The organism is Mesorhizobium sp. M5C.F.Ca.IN.020.29.1.1 (assembly GCF_003997375.1).
Classification (GTDB): domain Bacteria; phylum Pseudomonadota; class Alphaproteobacteria; order Rhizobiales; family Rhizobiaceae; genus Mesorhizobium; species Mesorhizobium wenxiniae.
Genome location: NZ_RZSW01000012.1, coordinates 18,966 through 34,388 on the forward strand (window position 1 = coordinate 18,966; position 15,423 = coordinate 34,388).

Consider the following 15,423-nt stretch of genomic DNA (forward strand, 5'->3'; position numbering starts at 1 on the left):
CGCCGCATGACGGTGATTCTGCAGAAGTCATCCTTCTCGCCGATCCTTTCGGAAAATCTCGACTTTTCGAACGCGATCTATGACCCCGCGCTGCGTCTGGTCGGTCAGACTGCAAACTGCCCCGTTCATCTGGCGGCGATGCATTTCAGCGTCCAGGCCGTGGCGCGGAAGTTCGGCATCGAGACGCTTCGGCCGGGTGATGTGGTGGTGCTGAATGACCCCTATGACGGCGGCACCCACATCAACGATGTGACGCTGACCATGCCTGTCTTCCATGAAGACATGCTTATCGGTTTCGCGGTAAGCCGGGGTCACTGGATGGATCTTGGGGGTGGCGGCCCCGGTGGCCAGGGCTTCGGAACGCACGTCGCCGGTGAAGGGCTTCGGCTTCCCCCACTGAAGCTCTATCGCAACTATGAGGTCGATCCGGACCTTCTCGATATCCTGCTGCGAAACACGCGCACACCGCATTACATCCGCGGCGACCTGCAAGCCCATATGGGCGCTCTGCTGGCTGCCGAGGATGAACTCCAGGCTACGGCGCGCAAATACGGCCGCGCGACCCTGCTCCAGGGAATGGACGACATGATCCGTTACACCGAACGGATCGTTCGCGCAGAAATCGAAAACATACCGGATGGTGTCTACGAAGGCGCCGACTACGCGGATTCCGATGGCATCACCGATGCCAAGGTCTGGGCGCGGGTCAAGCTGACCGTCTCGGGCTCAAACCTGCACGTGGATTTCGCGGGAAGCGATCCCCAGGTGGCCGGTGCGATCAATTCGCCCTTCGCGAACACGACCGCCGCCGTATACACCGCTCTGCAGTTCTTCCTGGCGCCCGACGCGCCGCCGAACGCAGGCATGTTTGCGCCAATCACGTTGAGCCTTCCGGATGACTGCTGGCTTAATGCGCGCTGGCCCGCTCCTGTCGTCGGCTGCACCACCGTAACGTCCGGAAAAGTACAGAGCGCGATCTGGCAGGCCGTGGCAAAGGCCATCCCCGATCTTGCGATCGCTCCTACATGCGCCGATGCAAACTGGTTCGTTGCTGCGGTTCGCGGTGCCGGCGGGCGCATCGATGTCTTCTCGGATATCCCGGCGGGCGGCTGGGGCGGAACGCCATACAATGATGGGCTGAACGTGACGCTGGATCCGTTGGGCAACTGCACCAACATGCCAGCGGAAGCGGCCGAACTGCTCTACCCGGTCGTCGTCGAAGCCTTCGACCTTCGCCAGGATTCCGGCGGCCCGGGCGAAAACCGAGGGGGTCTGGGCGCGCGGTTCAAGTTCCGCTTTCTCAATGGCGGCGAGCTTTCGATCGAGACATCCAGAACCATCGAGGGAAGCCCCGGCGTAAACGGCGGCAGCATGAGTCCCGTTCAGGTGCTGGTGCAGGAATATGGCGATGGGCGCCGCGAGATCATCGGTGGCCCGAGGCCGGATGGCACCTGGCGCTCTCCGCTTCTGTCATCCCACAAATTCGGGCCGAACGAAGCATTCGAATTCCTGTCTACAGGTGGCGGCGGCTGGGGCGTTGCGCGCTCCCGTAATCCTGAGCGTGTCCGCGAAGACGTGATCGACGGCTACATTTCGGCGGAAGCCGCACGCCGGGATTACGGCGTGGCGATCGACCCCAAAACTCTTGAAATTCTTTCAGACGAAACCTCCAAGCTGAGACAACAAGCATGAACAACGAAATCTTTATCACCTGTGCCGTGACCGGCGCCGGAGCAGGCCCCAAGAAGAACCCGCATGTCCCCGTGACGCCTGAACAGATCGCCGCCGACGTTCTGGCCGTCGCCGAAGCCGGTGCCGCGATCGCCCATGTCCATGTTCGCGATCCGGAGACGACGGACGGGAGTCGCGATGTCAAACTTTATGCAGAAGTGCTTGAGCGCGTTCGTGACCGCAACAAGGACATCATCGTCAACATGACGGCGGGCATGGGCGGCGACCTCGTTCTCGACGCCGAGTATCCGACCCAGGCTGTCGCTGGCACAGATCTCGTCAACCAGAAGACCCGGCTCCTCCACGTCGAGGCGCTGCGACCCGACGTCTGCACGCTCGACTGCGGCTCATACAACGTCGGTGAAGGCAATCTGGTCTACATTTCCACGCCCGAGCAAATTCGCGAAGGTGCGGCAATGATCCGGGGTTACGGTGTAAAGCCCGAGCTCGAGGTATTCGACCTCGGCCACCTTGACTTCGTCATGAAGCTCATCGGCGAAGGCGCGTTCGCCGGCCCTGCAATGATCCAATTTTGCCTAGGCGTGAATTGGGGCGCTCCGGCCACCACGACGGCAATGAAGGGTATGGCGGATGCAGCCCGCGGCGCCGACGTTGTCTGGTCCGCTTTCGGTGTTGGCCGCATGCAGATGCCGATGGTCGCCCAAGCTGTTCTGCTTGGTGGGAACGTGCGTGTCGGTCTCGAAGACAATATCTGGCTCGACCGGGCTGTTCCGGCGACGAATGTCGCGCTTGTGCAGCGCGCGCGCGAAATCGTCGAACGCATGGGTGTGCGGATTATGTCATCCGCCGCGACCCGCGATCGCCTTGGATTGGGAGCAGCAGCATGAGCCCTCTTTCTGGCAAGCGCGCAATCATCACTGCCGGTGCCAGTGGTATTGGCAGGGTCGTCGCGAAGAAAATGATTGAAGCCGGTGCGCGGGTCGCAGTCTGTGACATTGATCCCGCTTCGGTAAGCTCGTTCTCCTCGGAATATCCCGAAGCCACTGCAGTCGTATGCGATGTGGCTGACCCCGCCAGCGTTCCAGCCGCTCTCCAGTCGATGCTCGCGGGATTGGGTGGCGGAGTGGACATCCTCTTCAACAATGCCGGCATCGCCGGTCCGACGCTTGCGATCGAGGACGTCTCGCCCGAGGAGTGGGCGCGAACGGTAGATGTCAATCTCACCGCCCAGTTCTTGTTCATTCGCGGTGTGATGGCCGGGATGAAGACACAGCGGTCGGGGGTTATCCTCAACATGTCCTCAGCGGCCGGACGACTCGGCATGCCGATGAGGACGCCATACGCGGCGGCCAAATGGGGCGTGATCGGCCTTACCCAATCGCTCGCGATGGAGGTCGGCCAGTTCGGCATCCGCGTGAACGCAATCCTTCCCGGGTCTGTCCGTGGGCCGCGCATGGAGCGAGTGATGTCCGCCCGGGCAGAACTTACAGGACGCGGGCTCGCTGAAATCGAGGCCGAGGAAGTCGCGACAATATCACTGGGTCGAATGATCGAACCTGAGGAAATTGCGGATCTGGCGGTTTTCGTCGCGTCCGATGCAGGCAGATCAATCTCGGGGCAGTCATTAGGTGTGTGCGGTAACACCGAGATACTCAGGTAGAAAAATTGGGGAACTTCAACACAGGGAGAAGTGAAATGAACATGCTTACAAGACTGCTGATCGCCGGCGCACTTGCCGGTGCTCTAGGAACTTCGGCGGCCGCCGAAGATACGATCAAAGTTGGAGTGGTCCAGCCACAGGCAGGCGAGTGCGCTCAATGGGGCGTTCCGATTACTCGCGGTGTTCAGATTTGGGCCGAAGGATTCAACGCGAACGGCGGTATCGCCGACGCAACGGGCAAGAAGCATAAGATTGAGGTAACCGGCTACGACAACAATTGCTACACAGCCGGTGATGAGCTGAACGCTTTCCGCCGTGCAATTCTTGATGACAAAGTGAGCTTCATTCTCCAGACCTTTACACCTGCGTCACGCCAGGCCGTCGCCGAGATCACCACCGAAAACAAGGTTCTGACAACAAGCTATGGTGCCGGCTATCTCGGCCCGAAGTACCCGTTCCTCATCGGTTCGGTCACCGGCTCACCGGCGTCATACATGTTTCTTGTCAGCCATCTCCTGGAGAGCCGGCCGGAGATCAAGCGTGTCGCAATCGTAACGGCAGACCACTCTTTCGGCCAGGCGGCGCTTGCTTATTACAAGGCAGGCCTGGCTCCCTACCTGGATCGCGCCGAGATCGTTTACTCGCAGCCCTACGATCCGGCATCAACGTCGGATATGCTCGGCCTGGCCACGCCGGTAATGGCATCCAATCCCGACCTTATCGTCGAGCTGGGCTTCACACCTGGACAGCAGGCCCTGTTCGTCGAGGCGATGGAGCAGTTGGGCTACAAGGGTCTCTACGGCAGCGAAGGCTGGACCATGGGCTTGGTAACGGAACGTGTCCCGGCTGCAGAAGTAGCTGGCCGGATCTTCAGCGCTTATGTCGTCGATGCTTCCGAGCCGAACTTCAGCCCGCGCGTGTCGGCGTTCTATAAGACCTACGTCGAGAAGTTCGGCGAGAAGGAATGGTCGGCGCTCGCATCGGTCGCCTACGCAGCGATGACAACCATCGAGGCGGGGATTCAGAAGTCCTCAGATCCCACCGGCGCAGGCGTGCGCGACGCGCTTTTCGCAAGCGATACCGTGGATCAGCCGCTTTTCGGACCTTCGCGCTGGGGTGGATCGGAAATCTTCGGTGCCAACAACTGGCTGATGACTCCACTCCCGGTCTACGTGACGGACGACAAGGGTGGTGTAAAGGTTACCGCCGTCGTTGATGTTGCTGCCTGGTGGAACGCTCACAAAGACGCAGCGCTGCCAGCACTCTCTGAAGGCGGTCAAGTCTCGGCAAAGTGAGGCTTATCGGCATAGGTGGCCGCGGACGTGCCGCGGCTACTCCGACCTCTCTCAGGTGATTGACCCGATGCAAATCTTACTGAATTGCCTATCGCTCACGTCCTTTTACCTTTGCTTCGCCCTCGGTCTGGCATTGGTTTTCGGCGTGATGCGAATCATAAATTTCGCCCATGGCGAATTCTTCATGATCGGCGCATACGCAACATATCTCTGTATTTCGACTCTCTCACCCCAGGTGGGTGGTCCAGTCGCATGGGCCATCGGTGCAATCGTTGCGGCGGCGGTGACCGGGCTGCTCGGCCTGGTGCTACACAGAACCATGGTCGTGCCACTCGGCGACAAGCCTTTGGCGATTTTCATATCAACGCTTGCGTTGTCGTATGTCATTCAGACGATTGTCGTTCAAATCTTTGGGCCCGTTGGTCTTTCGATCGCCCCGCCGATGCGAGGCGTCGTGAACTTCGGCGGCGCCATTCTTCCGGCATCGAGACTCGTCGTCATTGGGGTAGCCGTCGTACTAGCAGCCGGTCTGTGGGTATTCCTCATGAGGTCCGAGGCAGGCCGGCGCATTCGCGCTGTGGCTCAAAATCCGCGTGGCGCCCTCTTGCAAGGTATACGAACCGAGAAGGTGGGCCGACTCACGCTCATCCTCGGATCGTCGATTGCGGGCATATGCGGTGCGGCCATGGGTCCCATCAGCCAGATCTCTCCCTACATGGGCGCGGGTACGCTATGGAAGGCGTTCATCATCATCATCGTTGGTGGTATTGGCAACATCTGGGGCGCGGTTGCTGCCGCTGCTATTTTCGGTGTCCTCGATACCCTCATGTCTCAGTTCGGTGCCGGACGTTTTCTCGCTCTCACGAGCGCGGCCGTCATGCTGTTCGTCCTGAGTGTTAAGCCATCTGGCCTGTTCGGGGAGAAGGAATAATGAGTGCGTTCCGACGCGATTTAATGACCGTGTGCGCACTGGGCGCCGCGCTTGTCGTCGGCGGCTTCGTCGGCAGTAACTATATGCTTGGTGTCCTCGTGCTTTTCGGCATGACTTCCATCCTGGTTCTGTCGTATCGCACCATCACGACAATGGGAGGTTGGTCGTTCGCTCATATCGCCATCATGGGAATCGGCGGCTACTCCGTTGCAATCCTTTCGAAGCCGCCATTCGGCCTGCCGGTGCTGGTGGCAACGGTCGCAGGAGGATTGTTCGCGGCGCTATTTGCAGCGCTGCTGTCCTACCCCGTGCTTCGGACCCGCCAATATTACTTCTTCCTGTCGACCTTTGCGGCGGGAGAGGCACTGCGCCAATGCTTCATTCAGTTCCGGGAAATCACTGGCGGCACATCGGGCATCGCCTTTATCGAGCGGCCTGAAATCCTGCCTAATCCGTCGTCGACGCTGGAGTTCCTATGCCTGGTGGCCGCTGTGCTGGTCTTGTTGGGCATCTTCTACGCGTCACTGGATGCCTCCGACGCCGGCTTGAAGATCAAGGCTGTCGGCGAGGACGAGGCACTATCGTCGTCGATCGGGATCGATGCCTGGGCGTTGCGCGCCTTGGCGTTCATACTTGGCTCATTCGGCGCCGGAATAGCGGGAGGTTTGTTCGCCACTTACAACGGCATCGTCTCGCCATCGGATATAAATGCGATGCTGATGTTCAAGGTCGTCGCGGCCTGTGTGATCGGTGGCACGACCCGTTTTTCCGGTCCAATTCTCGGACTGCTGTTTCTTACGCTCATCGAAGAAATCTTCAGATTTGTCCCTGAATTCGTCCCGATGATCTGGGGCGTATTTGTCATCATCGCAATACTCTTCGGACAATGGGCGCGTGGCCGCCTCATGGTCTGGAGGGCTAAAAATGCTTGAGATCAATAATTTAAGCAAGATCTTCGGCAGCTTGAAAGCGGTAGATGGAGTGTCGCTCAAGCTCGGACGGGGCGAAATCCGCGGCCTTATCGGGCCGAATGGCTCGGGCAAGTCGACGACGATGAATTTAATAAGCGGAAGCTTGCAACCTTCTGCCGGTGACGTCAGCCTGGATGGTGTTCGCGTCGAAGGGTTCCCCTCGCATCGTATTGCCAGGCTGGGCCTGGTTCGAACATTTCAGCTTACGAGGGTCTACACTTCAGGAACCCTGCTTGAAGCCGTGGCGCTCGGCGTCCGAGCTGCACAGGGGTCAGCGTGGAACCCTAAGAGATGGATACCGACCGGAGAGAACGCGAAGATCAATATTGCTGCGTTCGAGGCACTGGAGCGGATGGGGCTTGCATCACGCGCCAATGAGCCTGCTGGAAACCTTCCAGGTGGTTTGAGGCGCGTACTAAGCATCGCAACCACGCTGGCGACCCGCCCTCGAATACTGCTCCTGGACGAACCGTTGGCAGGGCTGCATGCAACCGAAAAGGCAGAAGTCTCGACACGGGTTGAACAACTGCGAGCAGATGGAATCTCGATTTTGCTCGTCGAGCACGACATGAAATCGGTGATGCGTCTGTGTGACAGGATCACCGTTTTGAATTTTGGCCGCGTCATTGCGGAAGGAACGCCTGAGGAAATCGGACGTCATCCTGAAGTGATCAAGGCGTATCTTGGTCGGAAGAGGAATAGTGATGCTTGAGGCGAAAGATCTCGTACTTGAATATGGTGGCGTCCGCGCGCTCAATGGGATGAGCTTTACGGCCAGCACTGAGCAAGTGACCGCGGTTGTCGGCAGCAACGGCGCGGGAAAGACGACCCTGATGAATGCTATCTGCGGTCTCGTCAAACTCGCCTCCGGCGAAATCCGATTGGACGGTGCAAAGCTCAATGGGCTTGCACCAGATGACATCGTGCGCAAGGGCATCTCTCTTGTGCCAGAGGGACGTGAGCTTTTTCCGAAACTGTCGGTCCTAGAGAACCTTTTGCTCGGCGCAACCGTTCGGCCTGATCCCACAAGGCGGCGCAAGACGCTGGAGCGGATTTTCGAGCTCTTTCCGGTGCTCGCCAACCGTCAAAAACAACAAGCAGGTCGAATGAGCGGCGGTGAACAGCAGATGCTTGCTTTTGGCCGGGCACTGATGGCGCAACCGAAGATGCTTTTGCTTGACGAGCCGTCCATTGGCCTCGCCCCTATGGTCGAAGAGCAGCTCATCTCGGCCATCAGCGACTATTCGCGCGAAAGCGGGATCGGTGTGCTGATCGTGGAACAGAACGCCATGCTTGCGCTTGAGTATGCACAACATGCCTACGTCGTTGAGCAGGGGCGCGTTGCACTGTCCGGGCCAGCAGCAGAGATAAGGGACGATCCTGCCGTCATCGCGTCCTACCTAGGCTAGTTGTCCCGAGATGCAGGACGTGTGTCGAGGCCGCGCTGCGTGCTTATCGCGGCGCAACTAACCTCTGTTCATCCTGGCGGGTTGGCGATCAAGGCGCTCGCGTGTTGTCGGGACGCGGGCGTTAATCTGTTCGGTTAAACGCCGAGAAGGCACCTAGTGGCACTAAGGCGAAATCTGGTGGTGTTGGGCGCCTGCGACGCATCGGCCTGTTATCTACACCGCGGCCCAATAATATTTGGTTCAAAGGAACTCGTCGATGATCGACTCACCCTTATTTCAGCCCAGCGCAGACGAGATTCGCACGAGCGCAATCACGAGGTTTCGCGAATTCTGCACCTGTACCTACAAGGCTGATCTACCCGACCATGATGCGTTTCATCAATGGTCAATCGATGAACGCGGCACTTTCTGGTCTGCCGTCTGGGATTATTGCGGCGTGATTGGACAGCCCGGGCCACGCGATCTCATCAACGGCGATGTTATGCTCCACGCTCGCTTCTTCCCCGACGCCAGCCTGAACTTCGCCGAAAACCTCCTGATCAAGCACGGTCCCCAAGACGCGCTGATCTTCCGTGGTGAGGACAAGATGAGCTATCGCTGGAGCTGGGATCAGCTCCATTCCACCGTATCCAAGCTACAGCAAGCCTTCCGCGCGATGGGCATAGGCAAGGGCGACCGTATCTCGGCCATGATGCCGAACATGCCGGAGACAATCGCCTGCATGCTGGCCACCGCCTCGATCGGTGCCATCTGGTCGTCCTGCTCGCCCGATTTCGGCGAGCAGGGCGTGCTCGACCGCTTCGGCCAGATCGAGCCGGGGCTATTCATCACCTGCGATGCCTACTGGTACAACGGCAAGCTGCAGGACGTCTCCGACAAGGTCCGGAACGTCGCGCCCAAGCTCGGCTGCCCCGTCATGGTCGTGGGTTACGCCGGCGACGCCGAAGCGCTGGCCGCATCGCTTGCCGATGGCCGCACCATGGATGCCGCGACCATCCCCTTCACCGCGAGGCCCGTGGAATACGAGCCGCTGCCGTTCGCCCACCCGCTCTATATCCTGTTCTCCTCGGGCACGACCGGAGTGCCGAAATGCATCGTTCATTCTGCCGGCGGCACGCTGCTGCAACACCTGAAGGAACACCGCTTCCATTCCGGCGTCGGCGATGGTGATCGCCTCTTCTACTTCACGACCTGCGGCTGGATGATGTGGAATTGGCTGGCCTCGGGTCTGGCGAGCGGCGCCACGCTCTGCCTGTTCGACGGCTCGCCCTTCGCGCCGTCGGGCAATATCCTGTGGGACTATGCAGCCGAGGAACGCTTCGCCGTCTTCGGCACCTCGGCCAAATACATCGATGCGGTGCGCAAGGGCGGCATCGAGCCGCTCAAGACACACGATCTCTCCGACTTGCGCCTGATCACCTCCACCGGCTCGCCGCTTTCGCCGGAAGGTTTTTCATTCGTCTATGAAGGCATCAAGCCGGACGTCCAGCTCGCCTCCATCTCCGGCGGCACCGACATCGTCTCCTGCTTCGTGCTCGGCAATCCGGTCAAGCCGGTCTGGAAGGGCGAGATCCAGGGGCCGGGCCTCGGCCTCGCAGTCGACATCTGGGACGATGAAGGCAAACCGGTCCGTGGCGAGAAGGGCGAACTGGTCTGCACCAAAGCCTTCCCCTCCATGCCGGTGGGTTTCTGGAACGACCCTGATGGCGCCAAATACCGCGCGGCTTATTTCGAGCGCTTCGACAATATCTGGTGCCAGGGCGATTTCGCCGAATGGACCGAACACGGCGGCCTGATCATCCACGGCCGCTCGGATGCGACCCTCAATCCCGGCGGCGTGCGCATCGGTACCGCCGAGATCTACAACCAGGTCGAACAGCTCGATGAAGTCGCCGAGGCCATCTGCATCGGCCAGGACTGGGACGACGACGTCCGGGTTATCCTCTTCGTCCGTTTGGTACCGGGCCTGACGCTCGACGCCGATCTCGAAAAGAAGATCAAGACCAAGATCCGCATCGGTGCGTCACCGCGTCATGTACCGGCCAAAGTGATCCAGGTCGCCGACATTCCGCGCACCAAGTCCGGTAAGATCGTCGAGCTCGCCGTGCGCGAAGTCGTCCACGGCCGGTCGGTGAAGACCAAGGAGGCGCTGGCCAACCCGGAAGCGCTGGAGCTCTATTCCGGGCTGGAGGCACTCTGCAGTGATTAATAAGGGTCTGGAGCAAACATCATGGCCACTCGAATGTATTTCGGCATCACGAAGCAAGGTAACGACGGGGGTTGTAGCAGCGGAGTGGCGCCCGCCTACGAATTCCGTTTCCTTATCAGAAGCAATCTCACTTTGCAGATTGCAAAGCCTATGCCCGCGTCTCCATCGGCCAGACGGTTTGACAACCAGATCTTGGAAATCCAGTCGGCGGGGCTTCCATGTCGAATCCCGTCGCATCGTCTCCGAAACCATCTCCGGCAGCACTGCCATTGCCCAGCGGTTAGGCTTCCGCCGCCTGATCGATCGTTTGGAGCATGGCGATGTCCTGGTCGTCACCAAGCTTGATCGTCTCGGTCGCAACGCGATTGATGTCAGCACCACCGTCGCTCAGCTCGGTAAGCGGTGCGTCGAGGCACCTTTCCCGAAGCCGCCTGATGCGTGTATGGCGGTCAGCCGTTAGTCGGCGCGCCGGGGCGATCACTGTGGGTTATCATAACGGGTGACATAATGGAGTTCGCGAAGGGCGGGGATGACGAGGGCGATATCTTTGTAGGCCTCGTGCTCGATGAAGTGCGCGGTCTCGGGTCCCGGCCTGGGTTTGCCGAGGACGGGCCGCCCCTTTTTGTCGACGCAGTAGATCAGGATCGGCAGCAGCAGGCCGTGGTTGGGGTTCTTGAGGTCGAGTAGCCGTTTCCAGCGTTTGATGTTGAGATTCATGGCCGCGTAGAACCCTTAGCACCACGGCCGCGGGTCGATGCCGCCGCTGGGCTTGGTGGTGAAGCGGGGGCATAATCTTGCGGTCTGTCGAACAGCGTCTCGTTGATCCGGTTGTGGATCCTGGTGTCGCTTGGCACTTAACCGTAAGAATGCGGCCGCTCCGATCGGAGACCGGTAATTTCCCTGGGGTCGAATACAGGTTGTTAGGCCCGCGTAGTCCATGAGCGCCGCTTTGTTCGGAGGGAAAGCGATGGCGGTGGAATGGACGATCACGATCGAGGGCAGGAACGAGTTCGGTGACGTTTGCCGGAAGGCGGTCCGCATCGACAAGAGCTGGGAACGTCTGTTTGACGGCGACCTCGGCCTGTCGATCGAGGACAGCAAGACCATCATGGCGGCGCTGCAGAGCGCGGTCGTGAACCATGAGGCGGAGACGTATTCCCTCTTTCGTCGGGTCTGCCCGGATTGCCACAGGTTTCGGCCGGTCAAGGACTACACGACGCGACGGATCCGGACTGTCTTTGGCATCGTGGAGGTGCGCAATCCTCGTTGGATGCTGTGTCGGGATTGTTACCCAGGCATGGTCGATGCCTTTGCGCCGCTGCGGGAGATCTGCCCGGATCGAGCGACATCCGAGCTGATGGAACTGACGGCGCGGCTGGGGAGCATGATGCCGTACCGGCAGGCTGCGAGAGTGCTTGCCGAATTCCTGCCCGTTGAGCCGACCGAGACGCATGCCACCGTGCGCAAGCGAACCATCAGGATTGGCGAACGGCTCGACGATCAGGTTGCTGAGGAAGAATTGCACGCAAGGGCGCAAACGGACGAACGACGCCAGCTTGAAATGCAGCTTCCCGGCGATCGACGCAAAGAGTTCGTCATCAGCATCGATACTGCGCATGTTCGCAGCGCCGGTTCCAATTCCGCGCGCAACTTCGAGCTCGTTGTGGCCCGATGCGGCCGCGGCGGGCGGGGCGAAGGCGGCGGTCGCTATTTCGTGACCGGCGCGGCGAACATGTTCGAGAGACGGCGCGCCTGATCGTCGGTCAGATGAAGGTCCGGGGCGCGCAATGACGAAGCTGCTGGCAGGCAATGGCGGAGCATGATGATTGGCGGCATGCTGTAGAATGCAGCATGACGGCTGATCCAGGATGACAGAAGCTCGCCGGCGACGGGCGGCAAACTTACGGGCAACTGCCGTGGCGTCGCTTCCCGCATCATGCGAAGGCCGCTTCCGAATTGAACTCCGGCGCCCAATTCTCAACTGCCTCGTCGGTGATACGCTCGCCACCGCTCTTGATGGCGTCAATGGCGAGATTGTTGATCATGTGAAAGATGTTGGACGTGATGCCTTCGGTGATCTGGAGCATTCGGCGCAACGATTTCGCGGTGAGCACGGATGGCTTTTCAAGCGGCGTGTTGCGAAGGATCGACGCTACGAGATTTTCGAATTGTTCGTTTGCTGCCCATCGGCTCAAGGTGAACTGCTCGAACCGGCGCGCCAACTGGACGTCGCCGTTGATCGCCTCTCGCGCCTCGTTGACTCCGAAGCAGACGAGCGAAATCTGCAGACGGTTGCTGAGGAAGCCCAGCGTGTTCAGCACAATCCGCTGCTCGCGGTAGGACCCGGCGAGGATATTGTGCACCTAGTCGATGACCAGGACCTGCACGCCAATAGCCTCCATGATCCGCAGTGCAGCTTGCTCCATTTGGGCGATGTCGGCGCGTGGCCGTTGCGGTGCTCCGAGCAGGGTAAGCGGTTCGGCGTAGAACCGCCGTTCTCCGGGCCGGCTGGTCATCTCCATGGCGAGAACCGGTGTTCTCAAAGTGCCGGTCATCGGACTGAAGCTTGGCGGGTGTTCGTCCCTGAATTTCTTCATGATCATGGTTTTGCCCATACCGCTGTCGCCATAAATTGCGACCGAAGGCATGCGCGTGCCGCGCGGATGATCGAGGAGCCGGCTCAAACGATCAAGGGCCTGCTTGGCTCGCGGATAGAGAACCCATCGACGCGATCGTATCGCCCGAATGCGCCGCTCATCGCTTTCGGCGAGAAGCGCCGCGGCGGCGGGTGTCAGGTGGGAGATTTCATCATCCATGTCAGTTCAATCCGTATCCTCGACAAAGGGTACGGGTTTGCTGGAATCGACTCCGCGAAGCGAGCCCCATCCGCCATCATCCACCTTGGATTTCGGACGATCGGTCTTCCCGCGCCGGACCGCAGCCGTTTTTTTACCGCGTCGTCGACGAGTTCACGCTGCGCCATGACGGTCCGCATGATTGTGCGCATGTTGACCTCGCTCCGCCCTTTTTCCAGCAACGTGCGTCGAGCGGTCATTACCTCCCGAAGGGTCACGGCCGGCAAGGTCACATCGGCATAGCGTGCTTCCACGAAGCTGCCGGATGGCCGCCTTACGAAGATGCGCGACAAGTCACGCGGATCATACTTGACGAGAAGCCGCCGCCCGGTTCGGCCGACATCGGCGGTGAGCGCCGGCGACCAGTACCGCAACTTGAAGAGATGGATGCCATCCGGCCGCAATGTGCGCTCTTGTTCGGGCAAGAACGCCAGCCAGAACCGCATCCGATCCTGCGGCAGTCGAAGCGGGATTTCGCCCTCGTGCTCCCGCCAGACCGCGATCGGCGGCCGGCCAAGGCTGCTATGGATCGATTGGTGGTAGGATCCCACGATGTCGAGGGCGATGTAGCGCTCGAGTTCGCGCAGCGTGAGTGCGGAATGCCGCTTTGAATCGTATTCGCGTTCCTCCGTTGCTGAACGTCGTCCCGGGCAGCAGGTGCAGCGACCCCATTTGCGTTCCGATAAGGCGCTCGATGTGGCCGCCAAAATGTGGCTCGCCTGGCGGGCGCCAATCGATTGCGATGCCTGCGTCCTGGCACCCTCGCTTGAAGGCCCGGCTGCGAAAGTCGGCGCCGTTGTCCACGTGCAGCGTTTCCGGCAGGCCAGCGACGGGCCACGGTTCGACGATCTCCCGCTCCCTCAGCCATGCGGATTTGTCGAATATCGAATGCAGCAGGCAGAGGCTGGTCGATAACCTGGAGGGCGTGTTACGCCGCTGGGCGACGGGCCCGGCGGTCCCTTTCCCCTAAGGACTAAAGCTTTCGGCTGCTTTGCGGAGAGCTTACGGATCGGTAAGCACACGTTGCCGCGGAGTCCAAGCCCGGCGATTTCCGCTTCGGAAAAGCCTATGAATGACCGGACAGGCGCAATGGGGCGACGCACGCGTCAGCCGCGCGCCACTCCTAAACGCGGCATCAACGCCTACTCACGCCCCGGGACCGAGAGAAGGTTTGTCCGCTTCTTCAGGATCATGAGCATCGCATAGACCATGATGCCGGTCAGAAACAGATATATCCAGACATGGTCCTCCACCACCCATTCGCTCCAGCCTTGCCGTTCGATGCCGAGGTCGAGGATCGCCTCGAGGCAGAAATAGGCTGCGGCGATGGCCAGCGCGCCGTGATACTCACGGCGGAGGACCGTCCTCAGGGAAAAGGAAAGATCTGCGGATTTCCAGAGCGACACATTCGGAATGCAGGCCGGCGTCCGCGCGCTCCACTCGTCGTAGCTTTGCCCGAACTTAGCGCTCAGAAACTCTTCCTCGGTCCAGATGATGCGTTCGATATAAAGCCAATACGCAAGCAAAAACACTGCGACCAGCCACCACACCATCAGAGACATGGCGATGCCGAGCATCGCCAGAAAATTCCCAAGATATAGCGGGTTGCGGACGATTGAGTAAATGCCGGTGGTGTTCAGAACATCGGCTCTCAGGCGCTTCGTGCCGCGCCCGGAAGTGCCGGCGGGGATAAAGCCGATCGAGAGGCAGCGAACCAGTAGGCCCAAATAGGAAACCGCGATGCAGAAATAGACCCACACATGGGTAAGAGCCGCGCCCATATACTGCTCCACCTGAACGGTTTGGAACAGGGCCGGGATCGCAAAGCCCAACAGGAGGAGGGGCAAATAGCTGCGCCACCGAAAGAGGAAAGCACCGTCACGACCGAAGCGGTCTCTAAGTTTCATCGAAAGCCCTCATGAACGCAGGTGAAAATCAAAGTTCCGGCGCGACACGGAATTCATAGAGCTGTGGTTTTTTTGGGGTCGATGGATCGCCGGGCCCTAACTCGTGGGCAGGCAAACCGCTGCGGCGCTTGTGAAGCGCAAGATTACCTGAACGCGGGCTGATCGCGCGTGCTTTAGGCGCGTCCAGCTCGCGGGAGAGCGAGGATCTTACATCGGAGCCCCGCACCACCATGGAAAGCCGCTGCTCCACGCTCTCAGAACCGCAAATAGGTCGAGTCCGGGTGAGAGCGAGCGATCGCTAATTGAGGAGCGAGCGGAATGACCGGTATTGGCGCATTGTGCCGTTTCGGAACGGATGTTCAGGGGCCTAGAGCACGTCCTGTTTAATCCGGTTCATATCCTGCGGCTTTGAAGTAATTGGCACATTCGGCTGGGGTGAAGAGGTCGACGACCGCGCCGACCACGTCCCACAGAGCCTTGATGGTTCTCTCGGC

Annotated in this window: 14 protein-coding genes and 3 pseudogenes; 11 read left to right on the top strand and 6 right to left on the bottom strand. The window is 59.9% G+C overall.

What is annotated here, in order from left to right:
* Window positions 1-6 precede the first annotated feature (6 nt).
* From EOA85_RS02260 to EOA85_RS02305, 10 genes and pseudogenes are all read left to right on the top strand, one after another.
* Complete coding sequence (locus tag EOA85_RS02260; RefSeq protein ID WP_245485575.1) at window positions 7-1,692, top strand: hydantoinase B/oxoprolinase family protein; 1,686 nt, start codon at window positions 7-9, stop codon at window positions 1,690-1,692.
* The gene (locus EOA85_RS02265) at window positions 1,689-2,579 is read left to right on the top strand and encodes a 3-keto-5-aminohexanoate cleavage protein (RefSeq protein ID WP_127208191.1); all 891 of its coding nucleotides are present in this window, start codon (window positions 1,689-1,691) and stop codon (window positions 2,577-2,579) included. The genes EOA85_RS02260 and EOA85_RS02265 overlap by 4 nt, the downstream gene beginning before the upstream one ends.
* The gene (locus EOA85_RS02270) at window positions 2,576-3,352 is read left to right on the top strand and encodes an SDR family oxidoreductase (protein WP_127208192.1); all 777 of its coding nucleotides are present in this window, start codon (window positions 2,576-2,578) and stop codon (window positions 3,350-3,352) included. The genes EOA85_RS02265 and EOA85_RS02270 overlap by 4 nt, the downstream gene beginning before the upstream one ends.
* A 35-nt stretch (window positions 3,353-3,387) precedes the next feature.
* On the top strand, window positions 3,388-4,647 hold the full coding sequence (locus EOA85_RS02275) for an ABC transporter substrate-binding protein (protein ID WP_127208193.1): 1,260 nt from the start codon (window positions 3,388-3,390) through the stop codon (window positions 4,645-4,647).
* 67 nt (window positions 4,648-4,714) lie between these two features.
* Window positions 4,715-5,578 carry a branched-chain amino acid ABC transporter permease gene (locus EOA85_RS02280; RefSeq protein ID WP_245485571.1) on the top strand — a complete coding sequence of 288 codons (864 nt, stop codon included), beginning with the start codon at window positions 4,715-4,717 and terminating at the stop codon, window positions 5,576-5,578.
* Entirely contained in the window at window positions 5,578-6,510 is a 933-nt protein-coding gene (locus EOA85_RS02285) for a branched-chain amino acid ABC transporter permease (protein WP_245485572.1), read from the top strand. Before EOA85_RS02280 ends, EOA85_RS02285 begins: the two co-directional genes overlap by 1 nt.
* The gene (locus EOA85_RS02290) at window positions 6,503-7,261 is read left to right on the top strand and encodes an ABC transporter ATP-binding protein (protein ID WP_127208195.1); all 759 of its coding nucleotides are present in this window, start codon (window positions 6,503-6,505) and stop codon (window positions 7,259-7,261) included. The genes EOA85_RS02285 and EOA85_RS02290 overlap by 8 nt, the downstream gene beginning before the upstream one ends.
* Complete coding sequence (locus tag EOA85_RS02295) at window positions 7,254-7,958, top strand: ABC transporter ATP-binding protein (RefSeq protein WP_127208196.1); 705 nt, start codon at window positions 7,254-7,256, stop codon at window positions 7,956-7,958. The genes EOA85_RS02290 and EOA85_RS02295 overlap by 8 nt, the downstream gene beginning before the upstream one ends.
* A 256-nt stretch (window positions 7,959-8,214) precedes the next feature.
* Window positions 8,215-10,167: an acetoacetate--CoA ligase gene (locus tag EOA85_RS02300; protein ID WP_127208197.1), complete on the top strand. Its 1,953-nt coding sequence runs from the start codon at window positions 8,215-8,217 to the stop codon at window positions 10,165-10,167.
* A 164-nt stretch (window positions 10,168-10,331) separates the two neighbouring features.
* Window positions 10,332-10,552, top strand: a pseudogene (locus EOA85_RS02305) (recombinase family protein); the annotation flags it as partial.
* 92 nt (window positions 10,553-10,644) lie between these two features.
* Here the strand turns inward: EOA85_RS02305 and EOA85_RS02310 are convergent.
* Entirely contained in the window at window positions 10,645-10,884 is a 240-nt protein-coding gene (locus EOA85_RS02310) for a hypothetical protein (protein ID WP_245485573.1), read from the bottom strand.
* Between the two features lie 391 nt (window positions 10,885-11,275).
* Here EOA85_RS02310 and EOA85_RS02315 point away from each other — a divergent pair, with 391 nt between their 5' ends.
* On the top strand, window positions 11,276-11,923 hold the full coding sequence (locus tag EOA85_RS02315) for a hypothetical protein (RefSeq protein WP_127208198.1): 648 nt from the start codon (window positions 11,276-11,278) through the stop codon (window positions 11,921-11,923).
* On the opposite strand, the gene EOA85_RS40045 is transcribed toward EOA85_RS02315, so the two are convergent.
* The 5 genes and pseudogenes from EOA85_RS40045 to EOA85_RS02340 form a co-directional block, all read right to left on the bottom strand.
* On the bottom strand, window positions 11,875-12,105 hold the full coding sequence (locus EOA85_RS40045; protein ID WP_189522657.1) for a TniQ family protein: 231 nt from the start codon (window positions 12,103-12,105) through the stop codon (window positions 11,875-11,877). The two genes, EOA85_RS02315 and EOA85_RS40045, sit on opposite strands and share 49 nt — an antisense overlap.
* Window positions 12,102-12,983, bottom strand: a pseudogene (locus tag EOA85_RS02325) (TniB family NTP-binding protein). Before EOA85_RS02325 ends, EOA85_RS40045 begins: the two are co-directional and overlap by 4 nt.
* Window positions 12,959-13,468 carry a Mu transposase C-terminal domain-containing protein gene (locus EOA85_RS38570; protein WP_245485574.1) on the bottom strand — a complete coding sequence of 170 codons (510 nt, stop codon included), beginning with the start codon at window positions 13,466-13,468 and terminating at the stop codon, window positions 12,959-12,961. The pseudogene EOA85_RS02325 and the gene EOA85_RS38570 overlap by 25 nt, the downstream one beginning before the upstream one ends.
* Window positions 13,469-14,164: 696 nt before the next feature.
* On the bottom strand, window positions 14,165-14,929 hold the full coding sequence (locus EOA85_RS02335) for an isoprenylcysteine carboxylmethyltransferase family protein (RefSeq protein WP_127208199.1): 765 nt from the start codon (window positions 14,927-14,929) through the stop codon (window positions 14,165-14,167).
* A 383-nt stretch (window positions 14,930-15,312) separates the two neighbouring features.
* Window positions 15,313-15,423: pseudogene (locus tag EOA85_RS02340) on the bottom strand (IS630 family transposase); the annotation flags it as partial.